The sequence below is a fragment of the Agrobacterium sp. SOY23 genome, from assembly GCF_027212525.1.
Taxonomy (GTDB): domain Bacteria; phylum Pseudomonadota; class Alphaproteobacteria; order Rhizobiales; family Rhizobiaceae; genus Agrobacterium; species Agrobacterium tumefaciens_I.
On record NZ_JAPWDT010000011.1, the window covers coordinates 106,049 to 126,834 of the forward strand.

The 20,786-nt window shown below is 57.5% G+C and carries 16 protein-coding genes; 8 read left to right on the forward strand and 8 right to left on the reverse strand.

Features of this window, described 5'->3' with window-relative positions:
- Nucleotides 1–41: 41 nt before the first annotated feature.
- From O3S81_RS24535 to O3S81_RS24550, 4 genes are all read right to left on the reverse strand, one after another.
- Nucleotides 42–2,024, reverse strand: coding sequence for an amidohydrolase (locus O3S81_RS24535; RefSeq protein WP_269347418.1), 1,983 nt, complete (start codon nt 2,022–2,024; stop codon nt 42–44).
- Nucleotides 2,024–2,314 (reverse strand): XapX domain-containing protein, encoded by a 291-nt coding sequence (locus tag O3S81_RS24540; protein WP_269347420.1) that lies wholly within the window; start codon nt 2,312–2,314, stop codon nt 2,024–2,026. Before O3S81_RS24540 ends, O3S81_RS24535 begins: the two co-directional genes overlap by 1 nt.
- A 70-nt stretch (nt 2,315–2,384) precedes the next feature.
- Entirely contained in the window at nt 2,385–3,074 is a 690-nt protein-coding gene (locus O3S81_RS24545) for a hydrolase (protein ID WP_269347422.1), read from the reverse strand.
- 146 nt (nt 3,075–3,220) lie between these two features.
- Nucleotides 3,221–4,153, reverse strand: a complete 933-nt coding sequence (locus O3S81_RS24550; protein ID WP_269347474.1) for a VOC family protein — start codon at nt 4,151–4,153, stop codon at nt 3,221–3,223.
- A 117-nt stretch (nt 4,154–4,270) separates the two neighbouring features.
- Here O3S81_RS24550 and O3S81_RS24555 point away from each other — a divergent pair, with 117 nt between their 5' ends.
- The 4 genes from O3S81_RS24555 to glf all read left to right on the forward strand — a co-directional run bounded on the left by O3S81_RS24555 (nt 4,271) and on the right by glf (nt 10,778).
- Complete coding sequence (locus tag O3S81_RS24555; protein ID WP_269347424.1) at nt 4,271–5,170, forward strand: LysR family transcriptional regulator; 900 nt, start codon at nt 4,271–4,273, stop codon at nt 5,168–5,170.
- Nucleotides 5,171–5,841: 671 nt separating this feature from the next.
- Nucleotides 5,842–7,215 carry a hypothetical protein gene (locus O3S81_RS24560; RefSeq protein ID WP_269347426.1) on the forward strand — a complete coding sequence of 458 codons (1,374 nt, stop codon included), beginning with the start codon at nt 5,842–5,844 and terminating at the stop codon, nt 7,213–7,215.
- Nucleotides 7,216–7,476: 261 nt separating this feature from the next.
- Nucleotides 7,477–9,522, forward strand: a complete 2,046-nt coding sequence (locus O3S81_RS24565; RefSeq protein WP_269347428.1) for an O-linked N-acetylglucosamine transferase, SPINDLY family protein — start codon at nt 7,477–7,479, stop codon at nt 9,520–9,522.
- Between the two features lie 98 nt (nt 9,523–9,620).
- On the forward strand, nt 9,621–10,778 hold the full coding sequence (gene glf / locus O3S81_RS24570; protein WP_269347430.1) for a UDP-galactopyranose mutase: 1,158 nt from the start codon (nt 9,621–9,623) through the stop codon (nt 10,776–10,778).
- 24 nt (nt 10,779–10,802) lie between these two features.
- Here glf and O3S81_RS24575 read toward each other — a convergent pair whose 3' ends face one another.
- Nucleotides 10,803–12,434 (reverse strand): EAL domain-containing protein, encoded by a 1,632-nt coding sequence (locus O3S81_RS24575; RefSeq protein ID WP_269347432.1) that lies wholly within the window; start codon nt 12,432–12,434, stop codon nt 10,803–10,805.
- Between the two features lie 370 nt (nt 12,435–12,804).
- Here O3S81_RS24575 and O3S81_RS24580 point away from each other — a divergent pair, with 370 nt between their 5' ends.
- On the forward strand, nt 12,805–13,884 hold the full coding sequence (locus O3S81_RS24580; RefSeq protein ID WP_269347433.1) for a DUF7256 domain-containing protein: 1,080 nt from the start codon (nt 12,805–12,807) through the stop codon (nt 13,882–13,884).
- A 305-nt stretch (nt 13,885–14,189) separates the two neighbouring features.
- Here the strand turns inward: O3S81_RS24580 and O3S81_RS24585 are convergent, their stop codons facing one another.
- Nucleotides 14,190–14,831, reverse strand: a complete 642-nt coding sequence (locus O3S81_RS24585; protein WP_269347435.1) for a hypothetical protein — start codon at nt 14,829–14,831, stop codon at nt 14,190–14,192.
- Between the two features lie 278 nt (nt 14,832–15,109).
- Between O3S81_RS24585 and O3S81_RS24590 the strand changes: the two genes are divergently transcribed.
- Entirely contained in the window at nt 15,110–16,543 is a 1,434-nt protein-coding gene (locus tag O3S81_RS24590; RefSeq protein WP_269347437.1) for a sensor histidine kinase, read from the forward strand.
- Complete coding sequence (locus O3S81_RS24595; protein WP_269347439.1) at nt 16,540–17,181, forward strand: response regulator; 642 nt, start codon at nt 16,540–16,542, stop codon at nt 17,179–17,181. The genes O3S81_RS24590 and O3S81_RS24595 overlap by 4 nt, the downstream gene beginning before the upstream one ends.
- Here the strand turns inward: O3S81_RS24595 and O3S81_RS24600 are convergent.
- A complete protein-coding gene (locus O3S81_RS24600) occupies nt 17,178–17,690 on the reverse strand; it encodes a hypothetical protein (protein WP_269347441.1) in 513 nt (170 codons plus the stop codon). The genes O3S81_RS24595 and O3S81_RS24600 overlap by 4 nt on opposite strands.
- A gap of 461 nt (nt 17,691–18,151) precedes the next feature.
- Between O3S81_RS24600 and O3S81_RS24605 the strand changes: the two genes are divergently transcribed.
- Complete coding sequence (locus O3S81_RS24605; protein WP_269347443.1) at nt 18,152–20,173, forward strand: hypothetical protein; 2,022 nt, start codon at nt 18,152–18,154, stop codon at nt 20,171–20,173.
- 80 nt (nt 20,174–20,253) lie between these two features.
- Here the strand turns inward: O3S81_RS24605 and O3S81_RS24610 are convergent, their stop codons facing one another.
- Nucleotides 20,254–20,712, reverse strand: a complete 459-nt coding sequence (locus O3S81_RS24610; RefSeq protein WP_269347445.1) for an Lrp/AsnC family transcriptional regulator — start codon at nt 20,710–20,712, stop codon at nt 20,254–20,256.
- Between the last annotated feature and the right edge of the window lie 74 nt (nt 20,713–20,786).

Here is a 20,786-nt window from a genome sequence, read left to right on the forward strand (position 1 = left end):
AGCACTCCGCTGCCCATTTGATTTCATTCGTCTGACGAGCCTCAGACGGCCCAGCAGGAGCAGCCCAGCGCGCCGAAGAAGCCCTTCAGATCGGCGATCGGCAGCTTTGATGTCCAAGCGCCGGCGTGGTCATGGCCATGGACACCGCAATCATGGGCGCAGCCGCAGGAAGAGATGGCCGCGCGTCTCAGCGAGTTCTTTCCGGCGCCCTGCGGTTCGCCCCAGGCGGCATAACCGCCGAAGGTGCGGACCGGCGACCAGTCGGGCATGGCTGGCGGAATGTTGCTTTCGTCGAGCGCCCTGAAATCGCCGGCACCATAGACGATCTTGCCGCCCACCATGGTCAGTTCCGAGGTGAGGAAGGATATTTCGTCTTCGGCGCAGGAGAAATAATCCTTGTCCGGCACCACCAGATCGGCGAACTGGCCTTTTTCGATGCGGCCCTTCTTGCCTTCTTCGTTGGAGAACCAGGTGACTTTTTCGGTCCACATGCGCAGCGCCGTTTCGCGATCGAGGCAGTTGGCGCGCGGATAAAGCTGCATGCCGCCCACCGTCTTGCCGGTCACCATCCAGAACAGCGACACCCACGGGTTATAGGAGGCGACGCGGGTGGCGTCGGTGCCTGCCGAAACGTTGACGCCCTTTTCCAGCATCCGCTTGATCGGCGGCGTGGCTTCGGCGACACCATGGCCATAACGCTCGACGAAATATTCACCCTGATAGGCCATGCGGTGCTGGGTGGCGATGCCGCCGCCAAGGGCTGCAATGCGGTCGATCGAGCGATCGGAGATCGTCTCGGCATGGTCGAAGAACCAGTTCAGCCCTTCGAGCGGGATATCCCGGTTGACCTTTTCGAAGACATCCAGCGCCCTTGAGATCGTCTCGTCATAAGTGGCATGCAGACGCCAGGGCCAGCGATTTTCCGCCAGAACCCGGACGACCTCTTCGAGTTCGCCTTCCATTTCCGCTGGCATATCCGGCCGCGGCTGACGGAAATCCTCGAAATCGGCCGCGGAAAAGACCAGCATTTCGCCCGCGCCATTGTGCCGGAAATAATCGTTACCCTGCTTGTATTTGACCGAGGACGTCCAGTTGAGGAAGTCCTCCTTTTCCTGCTTCGGCTTCTGGGTGAAGAGATTGTAGGCCAACCGAACCGTCATCTGGTTCTCATCCGACAGCTTCTGGATCACCTCGTAATCGTCCGGATAGTTCTGGAAGCCGCCACCCGCATCGATCACGCCGGTCACACCCAGCCGGTTCAGCTCACGCATGAAGTGGCGGGTGGAATTGACCTGATAATCGAGCGGCAGTTTCGGTCCCTTGGCGAGGGTCGAATAGAGGATGCCGGCATTCGGCTTGGCGAGCAGCAGGCCGGTGGGATTACCGTTGGCATCGCGGGTGATCTCGCCGCCGGGAGGGTTCGGCGTGTCCTTGGTATAGCCAACGGCGCGAAGTGCCGCACCGTTCAGCAGCGCCCGGTCATAGAGATGCAGAAGGAAGACCGGCGTATCCGGCGCCACCGCATTGATTTCCTCGATGGTCGGCAGGCGCTTTTCGACAAATTGATGTTCGGTGAAACCACCGACGACGCGCACCCATTGCGGGGCCGGCGTGATCGCCACCTGGCGCTTCAGCATGTCCATGGCATCGGCAAGCGAGCGCACGCCATCCCAGCGCAGTTCCATGTTGAAGTTCAGGCCGCCGCGCACGACGTGGGTGTGGTTGTCGATCAGGCCGGGCAGCACGCGCTTGCCCTTGAGGTCGATGACCTTCGTTTCCGGTCCGGCAAGGGCCATGACCTCGGCATCGCTTCCCACCTCCAGAAACAGACCGTCCTTGATGGCGACTGCCGTTGCGTTCGGATTGCCGCGATCAAGCGTCGTGACGCGGCCATTGTAAAGGATGGTCTCTGGATACATGGAAGAAGCTCCGCTCTTGATGAGATCGGCAGCCTTGGCCGATGAAAACAGATTCGGAAAGGCGAGACTGGATGCCGCGCCGAGGAAAGTGCGTCGTGTCGGCATCAGCTTCTCTCCCGGTTGGTCGGCTGCCGCGTCTGCGCGAGAGCCGTTGTTTCATCGCCACCCTTCGGCATATGGCCGAACATATGCGGCTTGATCTGGTTGAACCACGAAACGGCGGCCGGCTCCCTGTCGATGATCGCCTTTGCGAAGGGAATGACCTGTTCTCCGACCAATATGCCCAGCAGGCCGACAAGTGCAATGACGGGCGGAGCGGGCGAGCGCACATTAAGCAGGCTGTAGACGATGCCGACCAGCAGCCCGGCGCCGAGGGACAGAAGATAGACTTTCATGGAAACCTCCTTGGATGGATGAAGCCGCGCCAGCGTGGATTAATCCCGCCGGCACGGCATGGTTGAAAGCTTATTTCGCGGGGTTCGGGCCGATGCGCTTGCCGTGCTTGACGCGCTCTGCACCGCCATGGACATGGGTGACCGCATAATCGATGCCCATGCCATAGGCGCCGGAATGTTCCTTCACCAGCGAGGTGACGGCATCATAGGTTTCCTTGCGGGCCCAGTCGCGCTGCCATTCCAGCAGAACCTGCTGCCAGGTCACCGGGATCACGCCGGCCTGCACCATGCGGTCCATGGCATATTTATGCGCATCGAGAGACGTGCCTCCGGAGGCGTCCGCCACCATGTAGATCTCGTAATCCGCGACATCATGCAGCGCCGAGAGCGCGAAGGTGGTGTTGCAGACTTCCGTCCACAGGCCGGACACGACAATCTTCCTGCGGCCACCGGCGGCATTCTTTGCGAGCGCATCGCGGACATTCTGGTCGTCCCAGGAATTCATCGAGGTACGCTCGAGAATATCGTTTTCCGGGAAGACGGCGAGCAGTTCCGGGAAGGTGTTGCCGGAAAAGCTTTCGGTTTCGACCGTGGTAATGGTCGTCGGGATGTTGAAGATCTTGGCCGCCTTGGCAAGGCCGACGACATTGTTCTTCAGGGTCTGGCGGTCGATCGACTGCACACCGAAAGCCATCTGCGGCTGCTGGTCGATGAAGATCAACTGGCTGTTGGCGGGGGTAAGGACTTCGAGCTTCGACATGGTGGTTCTCCGTTCTGCTGGTGATTGCCGATTGACGGCGGTGGAAACTGACAAGGCTTCGCCGGCCGGCTGCCCACGCAGGGGCAACCGTCTTGGAAGAGTACTGATGTTATTATCGGTTAGTGGATGCGGGTGAGACGCCCGCCTTATGCCGCAAGCGGAACCAGGTTCGCCTCGATCTGATTGCGGAAAGGCTCATACCGGTTCGGAAGCTTGAGCGCCTGGCCGAGATGCGCGGTATCCTCATCCCGGTCGAAGCCGGGCTCGTTGGTTGCGATCTCGAACAGGATCCCGCCCGGCGTCCGGAAATAAATCGCCCAGAAATAATCACGGTCGATGACGGGAGTAACCTGATAACCCGTGTCCATCAGGGCCTTGCGCACTTCCAGCTGCTTTTCGCGGTTTTCGACCGCAAAGGCGATGTGGTGGACCGAACCTGCACCCGGACGGGCAAAGGGCGTCTTCGGCAGGGCCGCGAGATCGATCGTATCGGCTCCGTTACCGCCGGGAATGACGAAACGCGTGACATCACCGTCGACATCAGCCCGTTCATAGCCCATGAAGCGAAGAAGCTCCTCGGTCGCTGCCGTGTCGTTGAGATTGAAACGCGCGCCGGTGAAACCGCGTATGGCGTTGTCTTCGGAAATGCCTTCGGCAAGCCAGGCGGCACGGGCATCATTATCCGTTTCGATCAGCGAGAGACCATCGCCATCGGGACCGGTGAAGCGCAGGCGATTGGCGCCGAAGACCGTATCGGCCTGAATACCGGCGACACCCCTGGCAATCAGCCGTTCTTTCCAGAAGCCCAGCGCGCCTTTCGGGATGGAGAACTGGGTCTCACCCACCTCGCCGACGCCGGGGCGGCCCGCCATCATATTGGCAAAGGGAAAATAGGTCATGACCGTGCCGGGCGTTCCCTTTTCGTCACCGTAATAAAGGTGGTAAACGCTGGGTTCGTCGAAGTTGACGGTCTTCTTCACGCGGCGCAGGCCGAGCGTATCGGTGAAAAAGCTGTTGTTCTGCCGCGCATCCGAGGCCATGGAAGTGACGTGGTGCAGGCCCTTGATATCCTTGATCATCATTGGCGCCTTTCTTCGTTGGTGCCCGTTTCGATGGACAAAGATGTAACCCGCTTGATTGCATCGGTGAATTGCAATATTTCTCTCGAATGAATTGCGATTTTTGAAATAATCGAGATGAACGATCACAAAGCTCTCAAAACCTTTCTGATGGCGGCCGAAAAGCGCAACTTCGCGCAGGTCGCCCGTGAACTGGGCATGACGGCTGCTGCCGTCACCCGCGCCATTGCGGCGCTGGAAGACGATCTCGGCGTGCAATTATTTGTCCGCACCACCCGTCAGGTATCCCTGACGACGGATGGGGCCGTGTTCGCCGCACAGATTCAGCCGGCGGTCGAGGCGCTGGAAAATGCCCGGCGTGATGTCAGGAATGCCCACAAGGCCGACGAGGGACGGCTGAGGATCAGCGCGCCGACATGGCTCGGCAAGACGGTGCTACCGCCGATCCTGTCGGGTTTCCGCGACTTGTACCCGAAAATGTGTTTCGAGATTTCCCTGTTGGACAGCATGGTCAATATTGTCGATGACGACTATGACCTGGCGATCCGCATTTCGTCGGCCCCATCAGACAAATTCACCATCTGGCGCAAGATCAGGGCCGTGCCGAGAATCCTAGTGGCGGCACCGGGCAGCCGGTTCACGCAGATGAAACATCCAGGCGAGCTTACCCCTGACGATTGCCTTGCCTATAGCGGTGAAAGCCGGCGGGAAAACTGGCTCCTCTCGGATGGCGGATCGAGCATCACCATCACGGCCGGTCGTGCCTTCAGCGCCAATAGTGGTGAGGTTCTGGCCGATATGGCAGCCGATGGCGCAGGCGTGGCCATGCTGCCGGGATTCAATATCGCCGAACATATCCGCAGTGGCCGGCTCGTCCATGTTCTGTCGGGCTGGGTCCCACCGGAACTCTGGCTGACGCTCTATTATCCGCCCTACCAGGCCCTGCCGCCCCGCATCGCAACTTTCTCGAAATTCTTCGAGGAGCAACTGCCGGCCTATATGGTGATGCTGGACTAGGACGGAGAGTCTTCGCGTACCGCATTGAAACCGTCAGGCAGGAAGAGGCGGAGGTAGCCACCGTGCCGCCGTCGCGCGGAACTGAACCAAACATGGCGCCACCTCAAGCAAACGCAGTCAGCACTTAACCGGTTTTGCACCTTCGGCACCTGGATTCGTGCCGAAAATTTAGTGCGGCTGATCACTATTGTGGTCCGACGAACTTGATTGCAATTTTCATTTATTGATGGATACTTTGTACAGAACTTTCTGGAGATCTGCACCAAAAAAGAAAATAATACAATTACTATTCATTGCAATATGTCTAATATTGTCGTTTAAACCAATGGTATTATTGTATATATTTACTTTATCAAATTATAAAATAAACATAAAACAAGAATAACTAAACATACATTGAGTATTAACTCGTATTTAAATGTTAGACTGATATGAAATCTACGCCGCCAAATTTTAAGCGGCGACAATTATTAAGCGGCATTCGCATAAGCTAGCGTGGAAAATCCGGGCCATTCTCCGGCTCGAATTGCATGATGCCTTTCCAGCGCAGGTTCACAGGAGCCATGTTCTCCCCAATTTCGCTATTTGCGGATCTCGGATCACTGTCATCAAGGGCAGTGTCTGGCGGCAGATAAGCATGACCAGTCGCCCTTCGGTACAAGGACACGTTCATGACCTCCATTCTTTCCTCATTGTCTGCTGTGCAGATTTCCAAGCTCTCCACATCCGCAATCGCCGGTCTGACATCGGCAGACGTGAATGCCCTGGACAGCACCAAGATAAAAGCCCTCACCTCGTCTCAGATTGCCTCTTTGAGCACCGATAACCTTGCTCTTTTCAGCACTGACGACCTTCGTGCTATTTCGGTAAGCGCCCTTAAGGGACTAACCCTGTCCCAGATCGCAAAATTGAGCTCCACCCAAGTCAGCGGACTGTCAGCGTCCCAGGTCACGGCGCTATATACCAGCCAGATTGATGCCCTGACGACCGATCAGATCAAGGCGCTCAATTCGGCTCAGATCGCCGGCCTCAGCTCCGCCCAGATCGCCACCATGAGCAGCAGCGAGCTGGCAGTTTTCTCCACCGACGAGATCAGCTCCCTCAGCGCAAATGTCATCGCCGGCCTCACCACCGATGCCCTCAAGGGTCTCACCACCGAAAACGCCGCCGCACTGACGAAGACGCAGATCGTGGCCCTGTCCTCGGCACAGCTGGGCGCCCTCTCCTCCGATGCCCTCGCCACGTTCTCCACGGACGAGATCAAGGCGATCAGCACCAAGCTTCTCGCCGGCCTCGACGCCAGCAAGCTCAGCACCGGAAACATCGCCGCTCTCAGCAAGACACAGATCGCGGCGCTCTCTTCCGCGCAGTTCTCAGCCCTGTCGACCGATCAGATCAAGGCGCTCACCTCCGATCAGATCGCCGGCCTCAGCTCCGCCCAGATCGCCACCATGAGCAGCAGCGAGCTGGCGCTCTTCTCTACCGATGAGATCAAGGCTCTCAGCGCAAATGCCATTGCCGGTCTCACCACCGATGCCCTTAAGGGTCTCACCACCGAAAATGCCGCCGCACTGACGAAGACCCAGATCGTGGCCCTGTCCTCGGCACAGCTGGGCGCCCTCTCCTCCGATGCTCTCGCCACATTCTCCACGGACGAGATCAAGGCGATCAGCACCAAGCTTCTCGCCGGCCTCGACGCCAGCAAGCTCAGCACCGGAAACATCGCCGCTCTCAACAAGACACAGATCGCGGCGCTTTCTTCCGCGCAGTTCTCAGCCCTGTCGACCGATCAGATCAAGGCGCTCACCTCCGATCAGATCACCGGCCTCAGCTCCGCCCAGATCGCCACCCTGAGCAGCAGCGAACTGGCGCTCTTCTCCACTGACGAGATCAAGGCTCTCAGCGCCAAGGCCATCAGCGGCCTCACCACCGATACCCTTGCCGGTCTCGGCGGTACCAACGCCGCGGCGTTCTCTTCCCAGCAGCTGGGGGCAATGAACGACGGGCAGATCGAGGCTATCATCAAGGCCTACAAGACAGCGTAAGGCTTAAAAGAACCAGAAAACGACGACGCGGCCAAAAGCCGCGTCGTAGTGCCGATGCATTTAGTTACAAAATTCTCCAGAAGAACATCGAATATCTGCCATCGCGAAGATGTAAAACTGGAAGAAGCTTCTATTTCGACAGTATGAGCCTGGCATGATCTTAGTCCGGACAGACAATACAATCTCAACACGTCCAGCCACAGGCAAGTTATACAAGATAGCTAAAAACAGCCCATTAATAGGTTGTTTCCGCAGGACGTCATGACCGCCAACCACGCCACTCCTTCGAACGATGCCACCGCTCCCAGCGCGCTGTATCTCGCACAGAACCAACTGTTAAGTCTCATGGATCTGCTGCGGCTCACCGAGGCCCTCAGCGCTGTCGGCCAGAAAGCCGCCGCCGTGGAGCTTTACAAGACCTGGGTCGCGTTCAACGACAACAATCCCACAGTTCACCTCGCCTACTTCAACTATGCTGTCGCCCTCAATCAACTCGGCGATCGCGCAGGCGCGATACAGGCGTTCCGCGCCTGTTTGAAAGCCAATCCGCAATTTGCTCCCGGCCACATCAATCTCGGTCGTGTGCTTGAAGATGCCGGGTTTATCGGTCAGGCGGTGGAGCAATGGGCCCTGTGCGCCGAGACGATGCAACATATAGACGCCGAGGCGATTGGGCATCGGCATATGATTCTGCAGAATATCGGCCGGGTCCTCGAAACTGCCGGGAAGCTTGAAGAGGCTGAAACCACTTTGCTGCAGGCGTTCGAACTACGGCCGGAATTGCCCGAAGCGGGCCAGCACTGGGCATCGCTGCGGCAGCGCCAGTGCAAGTGGCCGGTGCTTACACCATCCGGCCACCTCACTTCCCGCAAGATGCTCGATGCAATGTCGTCGCTGACAATAAGCTGCTACGCCGACGATCCGATGTTCCAGCTGGCCAAGGCATATCGCTACAGCAAAACGTTGATCGGCGCGCCTCCGGACCTCACCCGTTTTCCACGCAGATTGTCGAAGAAGAAGTCCGGAACCGACCAGCCTCTGCGCGTCGGCTACCTCTCATCGGATCTTCGCGACCATGCCGTGGGCTTCGCGCTCTGTGAGGTTCTGGAATTGCATGACAAGAATAGCCTTGAGGTTTTCGCCTATTATTGCGGCAACGTCCGCAGCACAGACAACACGCAAGAGCGGATCAAGGCTGCGGTCCATTGCTGGCGCGATATTCACGGCATGGATGACGCCACGGCCGCATCGCAAATCATCTCCGACGAAATAGATATTCTGATCGACGTGAATGGCTACACCAAGGACGCACGCGCAAAGATTTTCGCCTATCGCCCCGCGCCGGTCATCGTCAGTTTCTGCGGCTACCCCGGATCTATGGGAAGTCCGTTCCATCACTATCTGATCTCCGACGGCTACATGATCCCGCCGGAGAACGAAATCTATTACTCCGAAAAGGTGCTGCGCATCGCGTGCGATCAGCCGCTCGACCGCAAGCGGCCCATCGCCACCCGGCCGAGTCGAGCGGAGGTCGGGTTGCCGGAGGATGCGTTCGTCTATGCCAGCTTCAACGGCATGCAAAAGATCACGGAAAACTGCTTCGCACGATGGATGACGATCCTGTCACAGACGCCCGGCAGCCTGTTGTGGCTGCTGACCGGCGATGAGGATGTCAATCAACGCCTGCGAGACATCGCAGAAAAAAGCGGTGTCGCCGCTGAACGGCTCGTATTTGCGCCGAAGGTCCCCAATCCGCAGCATATTGCCCGCATCGGTGTTGCCGATCTGTTTCTGGACACGTTCCCCTATGGGGCGCATTCCACCGCGGCGGACGCGATAACGTCCGGGCTGCCCGTCCTCACCATGTCGGGCAAGACGTTTGCAGCACGCTTCTGCGGCAGCATCGTCACCGCAGCGGGTGTCCCGGAGATGCTCTGCTCCTCACCGGAAGACTATGTCGCCCGCGCCATCGGCTTCGAACGGGACCGTAAAAGCCTTTCAGAGGTCAGAGACGCGATCGCCCGGCAACGCGACACGAGTGTGTTGCGGGATATTCCCGCGCTGGCAAGGCGGCTGGAAGAGCTGTTTTGGCAAATGCAGGGTGAATGTGAACGCGGTGAAACGCCAGTGCCGGATCTCTGCAATCTCGACCTCTACTATGAAATCGGTGCGGAAGCCGTATTGGAAAACATAGAGTTTGAAGACGAACAGGCTTACCGCACGCGCTACCTGAAAAAGCTGCGCGAGCAGCACGATTACGCCCCCATCCCGTATGACCGCCGTCTTTGGCAGAAACCCAACAGCTGAGCGGGGATCCTAGGCGCCGCTCGGCCGAAACGCGCACAGCAGCTTTCAATGTAAGGCTTACCGCCCATGGGGCGAAGTATGAACAGGATTGGTTCTCAATGAGCGCGGACGAAAGAATTGTCATTGTGGGCGCCGGGCTTTCCGGCGCGGTCATTGGGCGGGAACTGGCACTTGCGGGCCATATGATCGATATCCTCGATGTCCGCGATCACATTGCCGGCAATTGTCACACCGAGCGTGACGGTGAGACCGGCGTTATGGTCCATGTTTACGGTCCCCACATCTTCCATACCGACGACAAGGAGGTCTGGGATTATGTGAACAGCTTCCAGACTTTCATGCCCTACAAAAACCGCGTTAAAACGACCAGCAACGAGCGCGTCTATTCTCTGCCGGTCAATCTTCACACAATAAACCAGTTTTTCGGCAGGAACTTCCGGCCCGATGAAGCACGGGCATTCATCGAGGAAAAGGCCAACAAGTCGATTACCGACCCGCAGACCTTCGAGGAGCAGGCGCTGCGTTTCGTCGGCCGGGAACTCTATGAAGCCTTTTTCAAGGGATATACCGAGAAACAATGGGGCTGCTCGCCGACAGACCTTCCAGCCTCCATTCTGAAACGCCTGCCCGTGCGCTTCAATTACGACGACAATTACTTCTTCCACAAATATCAAGGCATGCCGGAAACCGGCTATACGGACATGGTCGAACGCATCCTCGATCATCCGAACATAACGGTCAAACTCGGCACACAATTCCGTCGCGCCGAAGCACCGACGTCCAAACACGTCTTCTATTCCGGCCCGCTCGATGGTTATTTCGACTTCGAATTCGGCCGCCTGGCCTACCGGACGCTCGACTTCGAACGTTTCACCTATGACGGCGACTACCAGGGCTGTGCGGTGATGAATTATGGCGATGTTTCGGTGCCCTATACCCGCATCACCGAGCACAAGCATTTTTCGCCGTGGGAGGAGCAGGCCGGCTCCGTCTGCTACCGGGAGTTCTCCCGTGCCTGCGGCCCGCAGGATATTCCTTATTATCCCGTTCGATTGGTCCGGGACAAGGAACAGCTTGCCGACTATGTAGCGCGTGCCGAGCGGGAAGCATCGGTGACCTTTGTCGGGCGGCTTGGGACGTATCGTTATCTCGACATGGATGCGACAATCCGAGAGGCGCTCGATACCGCCCGCCTCTATCTCGCCAGACGATCCGAGGGCGGCTCCATGCCGGCATTTCTGCATTCGCCCGCCTGAGACGGATCGGTCGTTCCCGGCCGGCTATTCATTATTGGGAGGCGCGGCCGACACCGTCGGCTTGGCGGATGTGACCTGGATGACTTCGGGAGCGGAGCCATGTTTCGCCTTGTTATGCCGGTGAAAGGCGATGAATTCCTCGGCCGGCAGCGGCCTGGAGAACAGCCAGCCCTGACCAAAATCCACGCCATGTTTCCGCAGATAGTCCGCCTGTTCCTCCACCTCGATACCTTCCGCGACGGAAAACAGTCCAAGCTCACGCGCCATTTCGATAATGTGCAGTGTAACGGTGCTGGTCGCCGTATTCCTGCCGATCGTATCAACGAAGGACTTGTCGATCTTCAGGGCATCCAGCGGAAGGCCCTGAAGATATTGAAGGCTGGAATAGCCGGTTCCGAAATCGTCGATTGCCACCGAATGCCCCGCCTTGCGCGCCCTGTCCAGCGTCACGCGCGCCGCATCGATGTCGATGAAACCACGCTCCGTCGCTTCGAGCCATATCTGCTCCTTGCGGATATTCGCGCGGGCGAGACGCTGATCGATAAAGTCCAGGATCCTGCCTGATTTGACATCTTCGGCACAGAGATTGATGGCGATATGGGAACTGCGATCCCGGGCGAGCATGAGGCCTAGATCTGCAATAACGGCTTCGACGACCTGATCGGTAATAGGCTCAATCAGCCCTGTTTCTTCCGCAAGGGGAATGAAAAGATCCGGCCTCACCAGACTGCCGTCCGGTCGCCGCCAGCGCACGAGCGCCTCCGCGCCAACGCAGATATTGGTCTTCAGCTCGATAATCGGTTGATAATGGACGATGAATTCGCGGTTTCGGACTGCTATCTCCAGTTCCGTTTGCGGTGACAGTCGCTTGCGCGACATCCAGATGACGACACCGACGATAAAGAGCGCGATGAATGCGCCGATCGGCAAAAGGATCGTCAACTCCTGTACCAGCTTCGTTCGCATCACCCCTCGCGGCTCAAGAACCACCGCCGTCAGCCCGTCTTCCTTCACCACGGAATAAAGCCATGCGTCGGTGGTGCCTCGGCCTTCCTGTGTCGGAAGCGTGGCGAGAGCCCCCGCATCCGGCAGGTTCTGCGTGCTGATGACCTGCCCCTTGTCGTTGAGGATAGCGAGAGATATGCCGTCCCGCAGCACGATATCAACAAAACGGGAGGGCGCGACGAGCGCATTGTACTGGCCGAGATGCAGGCTCGTCATCCGATCACCGCGGCTGATGCCCGGCTGGATACGCAACGTCACTTCGAGCCCGTCGGCCGTGACGTAGTCGACACGGGATTTGGCTATATTGCCCGTGGCGCGGCCCCAGGACGTACATTTGATGAAGCCGTTTTCGAAATAGCCGATCTCTTCGATCGATGGAACGTTGACCGTCACCTTCCGCATTTGGGCGATATGCTGATCGGAACACGCGGGAAGGTGTGCGGCTTCGATGGCTTCCAAAGCACCCCGCGCTTCCCTGAAAGTATTGCCGGCGCGCACGAGCGATCTTTCGGCGACGAGATCCAGAATGAAGAGTTCTTTTTGAATGGCGACACGCCAGGACGCCCAGGCCATGGCGGCAATGGGCAATGCGGCCCCGATTACGGCCAGAAAAACCCCCACGGCTATTACACGCCAGCGTCGTGCCTGCATTGTCACTCTCCAAACGGTAGTCCGGATATAAGTGCCGTATTCTCCTTAATTTTTGCTATGCTGCGACAAGTTGAGGGCCCCGACGACCCGGACCGGCCGGCCGGTCGAAACTGTATCCTTTTCAACGCTCGCGGCCGCTTCCGCCGAGATCTCGTTCTCTTCGCATTCCGGCCGCATCTTGGGCACCGGAGCCTCTGGTCCCAACCACTCTCATCGGGGCTGCGGTCTTGGTGAGCGCGGGCGATGCTCCCAATGGGTGGCCGCGGCCTGTGCACGATGACCGACTGCGATTGCAGTTTCGGTGTCCCGTCTCATATAAAGTCTCTAGTTTCCAGGCGACGGAAACCTATTTTGGCTTGAGGAGTAGCTTATGCGCAAGCGAGAATTCTTGGTGGGAGTGACGTCGCTGACGATATCTCTAGGGCTGGGGGGCAAATGCATGGCAGCGTCAAATCATCCTGCTGATGCAGCGGCGCTGGCAGCGTTACGGCCTGGGATGCCGGTCGCAGCAGTCGAGAAAGCCATGGGCTCGAGTTGGCGTGCTCCTGCCCCGCATAAAGGTGGCTTGATCGATATTTTGCAAAACACCTATGGTGTCGTTGTTCGGATCGATCGCAAGGGACTTATCGGACGGATCGACTTCAACTCCCGTTTCGAGCAAACCATCGCCGGTGTTCCGATGAGGATAGAACTCGCCGAACTTCGCAACATCGTACCGGACATGCAGATTGGCGAGGAAAGCAAGCTTCGCAGGAACACCCGCTTCGGCACGATGCGCCTGGCGGAAGGTGAGCTGACCGCCCGCATTAGCTATGACAAGGTTTCCGAGATCACCATCTCGAATCCCGATGCCGAATATGCTGAACCAACCGCGCCGCCTTATCCCGCCGCAAGCGGTGCCCCCGGTGCACCGTTCGCAGACCCTAACCTGAAACTGGCCGTCATGTCGGCGCTTTTACGCTTCAAGATGCTTGATCTCGGCACTCCCGAGCAACTTGCCACTCACGTTCTGGGGCGACCGGTTGATCTGGAGCAGGATGGCTATGAGTTGATCCCGCAAGCGCTGGATTATCTTGTTCGTTATCCATTGACCGACGAGCAGCTTGCGGCCGTTGACTGGGTTCAGTTCGATGGCGGCGAGGAAATCTACCCATATGCCTGGTACTTCTGGGGTGGCGAAGAAGGCGTTTTCGATATCCGTGATACATCGGATATTCATCTGTGCGTTAATCTGAGGGGCATCTCGGTGATTTCGATGATCGATCGTTTCGATCTTCGCACGCTGGTTCCACTGCGAAAACTCGAGTGGGTGAGCATCAACGTTCCATCGGAAAACCTCGATGCATTGCTGGATATGCCATCACTCAAGAAAGCGGGCCGCTTCAAGGTGAACAATACGACGAATGAGGTTCTCGATAAGCTGGAGCAACGGGGCGTGCAGGTAAACTGACGATAGGCGAACGTAAAACAGCACTTAAACTGCCGCGTGGGCTCGACTGCGCCGCTGCGCACCACAGGTGGTCACTCAGATGATATCGCCGGATCGGGCCCCCCGCGGGCGGGCGGGTGGCGCGACCCGGCGATAAAGCCAGTAGTTACACCGGCAAGGCGGTGGCGTTGATTGACGCCAAATTCGCAAATGACAACCGCGGAAAATTCGGCCGTCACAAGTGTTCAGTGATTGGAACGCTTCCGCCAGAACGCCGCTGCAGCTGCAGCGCGCTCAACGTTGACGCAGCGCTCCCGACTGGTGCCTCAGTTCTGGGTTTCTTTTTCCAGGGCCTCACGCACTTCCGCGATCTTTCCCGTGTCTGTACCCGCACCAAGAATGCTCTTTGCTTCGGCAAACTCCTGGCTGGTCACAGGCCTGTTTGCCAGTTGTTGCAGCGCCGAACGCAGGGCACTGTCGCTTAACGCGGGATCCGTCGGCACGGCCGTTGTCCCGTATTGAATTTCAAACTCCGCATACGCCCTCACATAGGCCGCAAGCGCTGCCATCTTGGGATCATTGGAATTCAAATAGGCATGAAAATTTCTCTTCATCGAATTGATGCTGCCAGTGCCGAGTTTTGCGCTGTGCGTCTTCGATTTTTCATTCTGCGCTTTGGAATGTTTTCCCGACGAATGCGATTTCAGCGACGATGAAGGACCATGTTTCGTGGACGAATTTGATGAATCCTTGCCTTGGCTGGGGCCGGATTTTCCTTCGCCATGCCCGCCACCGTTGCCACCGCCATTACCACCACCGCCACCATTGCCACCGCCGTTGCCGCCGCCATTTCCGCCACCGTCCTTGGCGAAAGCGGAATGTACGAAGTCAAACGCACTTCCTCCCACGGGGGCAATGGCCAAGACGAGACCAAGGCTCGCAGTACCGACGACCGAGCGGATTTTCATGTGCAGTTCCTTTACAGATTGGCCGTCGCCTCAGGTGACAGCAGAATGTCCAGCAAATCGCTGCGCACTACAATATTGCCGAAATTCCAGGTTTCCACTCCGCTCGGACCTATGCCTTGGCCATTTGGACCATAGTCTGATTGATCGCGGTCATTGGTCTCTTGGTTTGGCAGAGGGAGTAACGGGATCATCTTCAAGCCGCAGGCCACACCATCGGGCAACGGTTGACAGCGGAATTCGCTGGGATAGCTATAGGGGTCAGGAGATCGGTTCTGATAATGCCAGTTCTGCGAACAAGCCGTAAATACAAGGTGTCTCCGGCAAGTCCGGTCGCACGCTGGAATTCTCAGTCCCTTGCGAAGCAGTTCCTGCTCGCGGGTGGCCTTGTTGCGATCTGTGCGATGGTCGTCGTGGGTTTCATCGTCACCAGCCTGATCGAAAATGCCGTGACGCGTAACTCCGCGGCAACGACGGCGCTTTATGTCGACAGCGTCATCGCCCCTCTTCTGCCCGACATGCAAACGACCCAGGTTCTGGACGACTCGGTAACGCGGGCCCTGGATGAGACGCTCGGCCAGGGTGCACTGGGAAAGCGCCTGTTTTCATTTCGGCTTTGGCGCAACGATGGAACAATCCTCTATTCCAGCGACAAGGCCCTTTCCGGCAAACAATTTCCGCTTTCAGACGATCTGAGAACAGCGTTTTCCGGCCGCATGGCCGCAAATTTCAATCGGATCGACAATCCTGAAAGCGAGGCCGAACGCAACAGCGGACAGCCACTCCTGGAAATCTACAACCCCGTTCTGCAACCCTGGTCCGGCAAGGTCGTCGCTGTTTCCGAGTTCTACGAAATCGCCAACGACTTTGAGTGGAGCCTCAATCAGGCCCGCCTGCTGAGCTGGCTCGTGGTTGCTGCATTTACGATGATCTTTTTCACCCTTTTGTCGATCATTGTGCTGCGCGGAAGCCGCACCATTGACAGCCAGCGCAAGGCACTCAATGACCGTATCGGTGAATTGTCGGCCCTGCTAAGGCAGAATGAGGCGTTGCGTGCACGCGTTCAAAGAGCGACGCAACGAGCAGCCTCGCTCAACGAAAGCTATTTGCGGCGCATCGGTGCCGACCTGCATGACGGCCCCGCACAGTTGATCGCTTATGCCTCTTTGCGTCTCGACAGTCAGACGCTCACCGATCCCAACACTCCAGCCCCGGAACGTGAGACATCGTTGATGACCATCAAGGGCAGCCTCGATGAGGCCATGACGGAAATCCGTGGCATTTGCAGCGGATTGATGCTGCCGCACATTGAGACGGATAACCTTGCGGCCCTGCTGAAACGCGCGATCCTCGCGCATGAGCAGCGCACGGGTGTCACCGTCGCCCTCTCCCTGGACAACATACCCGCGCACCTTTCCACCTCCGCAAAGATATGCGTTTATCGTTTTGTCCAGGAGGCACTCAACAACGGTTATCGTCATGCCGGCGGCATCGGGCAAAAGGTTGCGCAAACCTCGGAAGGCGGGCTGATTATCGTCGAAGTCATCGATGAAGGACAAGGTTTCGATATGAGCGATGTTGGCCTGCAAAAGCTCGGCCTTGCTGGCCTGAGGGACCGCGTCGAAAGCCTTGGCGGCACCTTTCACCTTTTCTCATCCGATCACGGAACCACCGTGCGAATGTCGCTGAATATCGAGGAAATGGAGCAGGCATGACAGCTTCAATCAGCCTGGCAGTCGTGGACGATCACCCCCTCTTCAGGGAAGGCGTCATCCGAAGCCTGACCGAAATGGATGGATTTAACATCGTTGGCGAAGGCAGCAGCAAGGAAGACGCGCTGCGCATAGCAACAGAACATCGCCCGGATGTCTTGCTGCTCGATATTTCGATGCCTGGAGGCGGGCTGGAAGCCATTTCGCCCATACTCGACCGGATACCCGGCCAGAAGATCGTGATGTTGACGGTCTCCGAGGCAAGCGACGACGTCATGGCGGCTCTCAGGAATGGCGCCAAGGGCTACGTCCTGAAAGGCGTTGGCTCACGGGCACTTGCCGATATTATCCGAAGCGTCGCGGCAGGCGATAGCTATGTTGCCCCGACCCTGTCCGCGCGTCTGATTTCGGAAAGCGGATCGGGCAGCCGGGTCAATCCCTTTACCGCACTGACGGATCGGGAACGGGAAGTGCTGGAACTGGCATCTGCCGGATTGAGCAACAAGCATATCGGTCTGAAACTGGACCTGCATGAAAAGACGATCAAACATCATATGACGCAGATCTTTACCAAGCTCGAGGTGAGCAACAGAACGGAAGCTGCAATGGCGTTTCGCGACGAGCTTGAAAGGCGCCGTTAGTGGAGAAATGACCTAAGCCGCCGCTCGTCCGCGACGGTTGCATCACGGTTGACAATCGTACGGCCCTTTGAATCCTTCATCACGTATCGACCGCGCTGAACACGTTCGCTTATGCCATCCTTATGGCGAACGGTAAGCGTACCTTTTCCTTCATCTGTCGCTTCATCGGTGTCGGCCTGGCTTTGCGTTGCACTTTTGGTGCCCGACGCTGAGCCATTATTGTTTTCCTTGCCGCTTGAACTGCTGTTCCCGTTGCCGCCACTGTTGCCATTGCCGCTTCCGTTCCCGCTCGCACCTCCATTGCCGCCGCCCCCGTTTCCATTGCCTCCGCCACCACCATTACCGCCGCCATTGCCGCCGCCATTACCATTGTCATTCCGGGCTTCGGCTGTTTGCTCGACAAATGCCGCCGAAATACCGTGAATCTTTATCGTATAGGGGAGAGCCGTGCCGAACAGGGTCAACAGCAGGCATGGGAAGATAACGATCAGCTTGCGGCGCAATAACACATCTGGCTCCTGGGGTACCGATTGGATCCGGCGACGGACAGCGAGCGAAAACCGGTCGGCAAAGTTTTAAACTGCTTACAAGTCGTCGCGACGACGCGAGTGGTCAAGCCCCAATCTAAGGTGAAAGCCCTCTTTGGACTTCAGCAATCGCCTAAGAGGCTTTTGCACGTGAATAACATTAGACCAAAGTCGGAGACCAGACGGACGGAAGCCCGATTATTCGTGTGCCCTTTTGGAAAGCAATGAAGGCCACAATGTCCTGATCAGTTGACGATCTTCGTTACCGGGGGTGGCATCTACTCTTCGCCGTCCTTTGGAGCGGCTTTGTCGGTCAGGATTCCCTGAACCGTCCAATTCAATGGCGGCAGGTTCTTCGACTTTGGAACCGGGCGCACTTGCGAAGCAACTTTTGCGTGCTTAAAAGGCGCACAGTCTCAATTCGCGTCACAGAGGACGAATCCGTGGAACAGACAAATACCCAGACCGGCAAGGGCCGGCGCAAGGCTCTATGGGCGGCGGTTGCGATCATTGCTGTTGCTGCAGCCGGTGTCGTGGGAGGCAAAAGCTTCTACCAGGCCAAGGTCAGCGAACTCGTTGCCCGCAGTGGTGCCACGGCCGGCTCCGTGGAAGTCGATTTTCTCGGGAAAATCCATGTTCGCGATCTGACATTGCCGCTTGAAGACGGCAAAAACATCAAGATTGCGGCCATTGACGGACGTCCAAAATTGCCGTTCCTGGACGGCGCGCTGGACATGAATGACATCAATATCGATATGCCCACCGGGAAAATCTCGATGGCGCATGCGCGCGTCGAAAATGCCGCCTTTGAAAAACCCGTGACAGCGGCAGCCGATGGCAACGCCAATTCTCTGGCAAAGCGCATCGAGCGCTTCGCAGCATCGCGCATCTCTACGCCGGAACTGACCCTTACACAGTCCATCACGACCAGCGAGCAGAAGACCGTTTACAAGAACGTGGCTTTCTCAGATATCGCCGGCGGCCGGATCGCCCGTTATTCCATCGACAATGCCAACTTCGACATCCAGATGGACCTGCCGGACAATAGCGGCGCGATGGAAAAGAAGCATATGGTCGTGTCGACGGGCGCCATCGCCGGTCAGGATGTCGACGTCGCTTATCTCGCCCGGCTCTATACCGACAAAGCCGGTCCGGAAGACAAGGATGCAAAACCTCTCTACGGTCCGCTGTCCGTCCGCACGATTTCGTTCTCGGAAGGTGATGGCCATTTCAGCTACGACGAAATCCGCAGCGACGGCTTTACCGCCCGCATGCCGGCCGAGCCGCTTCTTGAAACCTTGAAAGCCCTTACCGCGGACAATAAGCCTGAGGAGCTGTCCCCAGAGCAACGCCAGGCCTATTTCAAGAAGGTCATCTCCATTCTCGACATCGTCGGCAAGAGCAACATGCAGCTGCTCGGGTTCAAGATGGACGCCCCTGACGAAAGCGAGGCCGAGGCCGGCAAGAGGGTCAAGGCCACCATCGATCGTATCGACATGCAGATGGACGGCCGCAAGCTCGATTTCGGTCTGAATGGCATGTCGGTCGGGAATGGCGACGACACGATCAAATTCGATGAGGCAAGCCTCAAGGGTTTTGACTGGAGTTCGACGATCGACGCAATTTCCCAGCTCGCCGGGCTCGATGATACGGAGATCGAGACCTTCCCGTTCAACCGTCTGATACCGGAGCTGGGTACGTTCCGTGTTGGCGGCATCAATGTCGATGTGGCCGCACCTGAAAAGTCGGACGAAGAAACGGACGAGGAAACGAAAGGCACGCCTGAGCGCATCAAGTTCTCGCTCAAGAACTTCGAGATGGGACTGACGAAGCCCTTCAACGGCATCCCGACCGATATCAAAATCCGGCAGGACGATCTTTCCCTCCCTATCCCGGCAGACTCGTCGGAGGAGGTTTTTGTTGAAGCCCGCAAATTGGGTATCGAGACGCTCGCCCTGTCCTATGGCCTCTCCGCGGGCTGGGACGAACCGAACAGCAACCTGGTGATCCGGGAAATCTCCTTCAGCGGCAAGGATATTGGCAGCGTCAATTTCTCCGGTCTGGCGAGCGGGTTTACGGAAGAGTTCTTCTCCTTCGACATCAATCGGGCCCAGGCTGCGGTCTTCGGGCTGGCCGGTCGCGAGGTGAAACTCACGATCAAGGACGAAGGTTTGATGGCCAAGGCGATCAAGCTCTACGCCCTGCAAAATGATATGACCGAAGATCAGGTGCGCGGCGCTCTGACCTTGGTGGCCAGTGTAGGGTTGCAACAGATCGCAGCTGAACAGCCGAAACTCAAGGATGCGGTGGAGGCACTCGTCCGCTTCATCAGCGCTCCGGGAACCCTGACGGTAACGGTCCGATCCACAAGCGCAAATGGTCTCGGTCTTTTTGATCTGGTCGCAGCGTCCGATAACCCGATGCTTCTACTCGACAAGGTCGATATTCAGGCAACAGCTGAATAAGCGGTCCCATCACGCTTCCAGGCCGGCACAAGCGCGCGTTTTCGAGCTTGTGCCGGCCTAGAACGCGGCTTCTGCAAAACTCAGATGCGCCGCGCCTTGATTGTGTTCATGACGAAGCTGGTCTCGATCGTGTCGACACATTTCAGCTTCGCGATCTTCTCCTTGATGAAACGCTCATAATCTTCCAGCCCGCCGCACATGACCTTGAGCATGTAATCCTTCGAACCCGTGACGAGGTGACATTCGAGAACTTCGTCCCAGTCCAGAACGGCCGCCTCGAACATGCGGATTTCGTCATCATGCTGGCGGCTGAGGCGGACGGAGGCGAGGGCGGTCATGGTCCACCCCTCTATTACCGGATCGATGATCGCTGAATAGCCTTTGATCGCTCCCATCTCCTCCAGTCGCCGAAGCCGTCGCAGACACGCCGATGCCGACAGCCCGACCCGCTCGGCAAGTTCGTTGTTCGTGATCCTTGCATCGGCAGACAACTCCCGGAGGATTCGCCTGTCGATCGAATCTGCAATTTTCTGCGACATAAATCAGCATTCTCCGCAATATATTGCGTCATCAGACATGTCTGCGCTTTAGAATGCAAGGTATTTTGATCTGA

Coding starts and splice junctions, on each gene's coding strand:
- O3S81_RS24565 (WP_269347428.1), top strand. CDS start 7,477: ATGACCGCCAACCACGCCACTCCTTCGAACGATGCCACCGCTCCCAGC.
- O3S81_RS24535 (WP_269347418.1), bottom strand. CDS start 2,024: ATGCCGACACGACGCACTTTCCTCGGCGCGGCATCCAGTCTCGCCTTT.
- O3S81_RS24555 (WP_269347424.1), top strand. CDS start 4,271: ATGAACGATCACAAAGCTCTCAAAACCTTTCTGATGGCGGCCGAAAAG.
- O3S81_RS24575 (WP_269347432.1), bottom strand. CDS start 12,434: ATGCAGGCACGACGCTGGCGTGTAATAGCCGTGGGGGTTTTTCTGGCC.
- O3S81_RS24585 (WP_269347435.1), bottom strand. CDS start 14,831: ATGAAAATCCGCTCGGTCGTCGGTACTGCGAGCCTTGGTCTCGTCTTG.
- O3S81_RS24580 (WP_269347433.1), top strand. CDS start 12,805: ATGCGCAAGCGAGAATTCTTGGTGGGAGTGACGTCGCTGACGATATCT.
- O3S81_RS24595 (WP_269347439.1), top strand. CDS start 16,540: ATGACAGCTTCAATCAGCCTGGCAGTCGTGGACGATCACCCCCTCTTC.
- O3S81_RS24540 (WP_269347420.1), bottom strand. CDS start 2,314: ATGAAAGTCTATCTTCTGTCCCTCGGCGCCGGGCTGCTGGTCGGCATC.
- O3S81_RS24590 (WP_269347437.1), top strand. CDS start 15,110: ATGCCAGTTCTGCGAACAAGCCGTAAATACAAGGTGTCTCCGGCAAGT.
- O3S81_RS24610 (WP_269347445.1), bottom strand. CDS start 20,712: ATGTCGCAGAAAATTGCAGATTCGATCGACAGGCGAATCCTCCGGGAG.
- glf (WP_269347430.1), top strand. CDS start 9,621: ATGAGCGCGGACGAAAGAATTGTCATTGTGGGCGCCGGGCTTTCCGGC.
- O3S81_RS24545 (WP_269347422.1), bottom strand. CDS start 3,074: ATGTCGAAGCTCGAAGTCCTTACCCCCGCCAACAGCCAGTTGATCTTC.
- O3S81_RS24550 (WP_269347474.1), bottom strand. CDS start 4,153: ATGATCAAGGATATCAAGGGCCTGCACCACGTCACTTCCATGGCCTCG.
- O3S81_RS24560 (WP_269347426.1), top strand. CDS start 5,842: ATGACCTCCATTCTTTCCTCATTGTCTGCTGTGCAGATTTCCAAGCTC.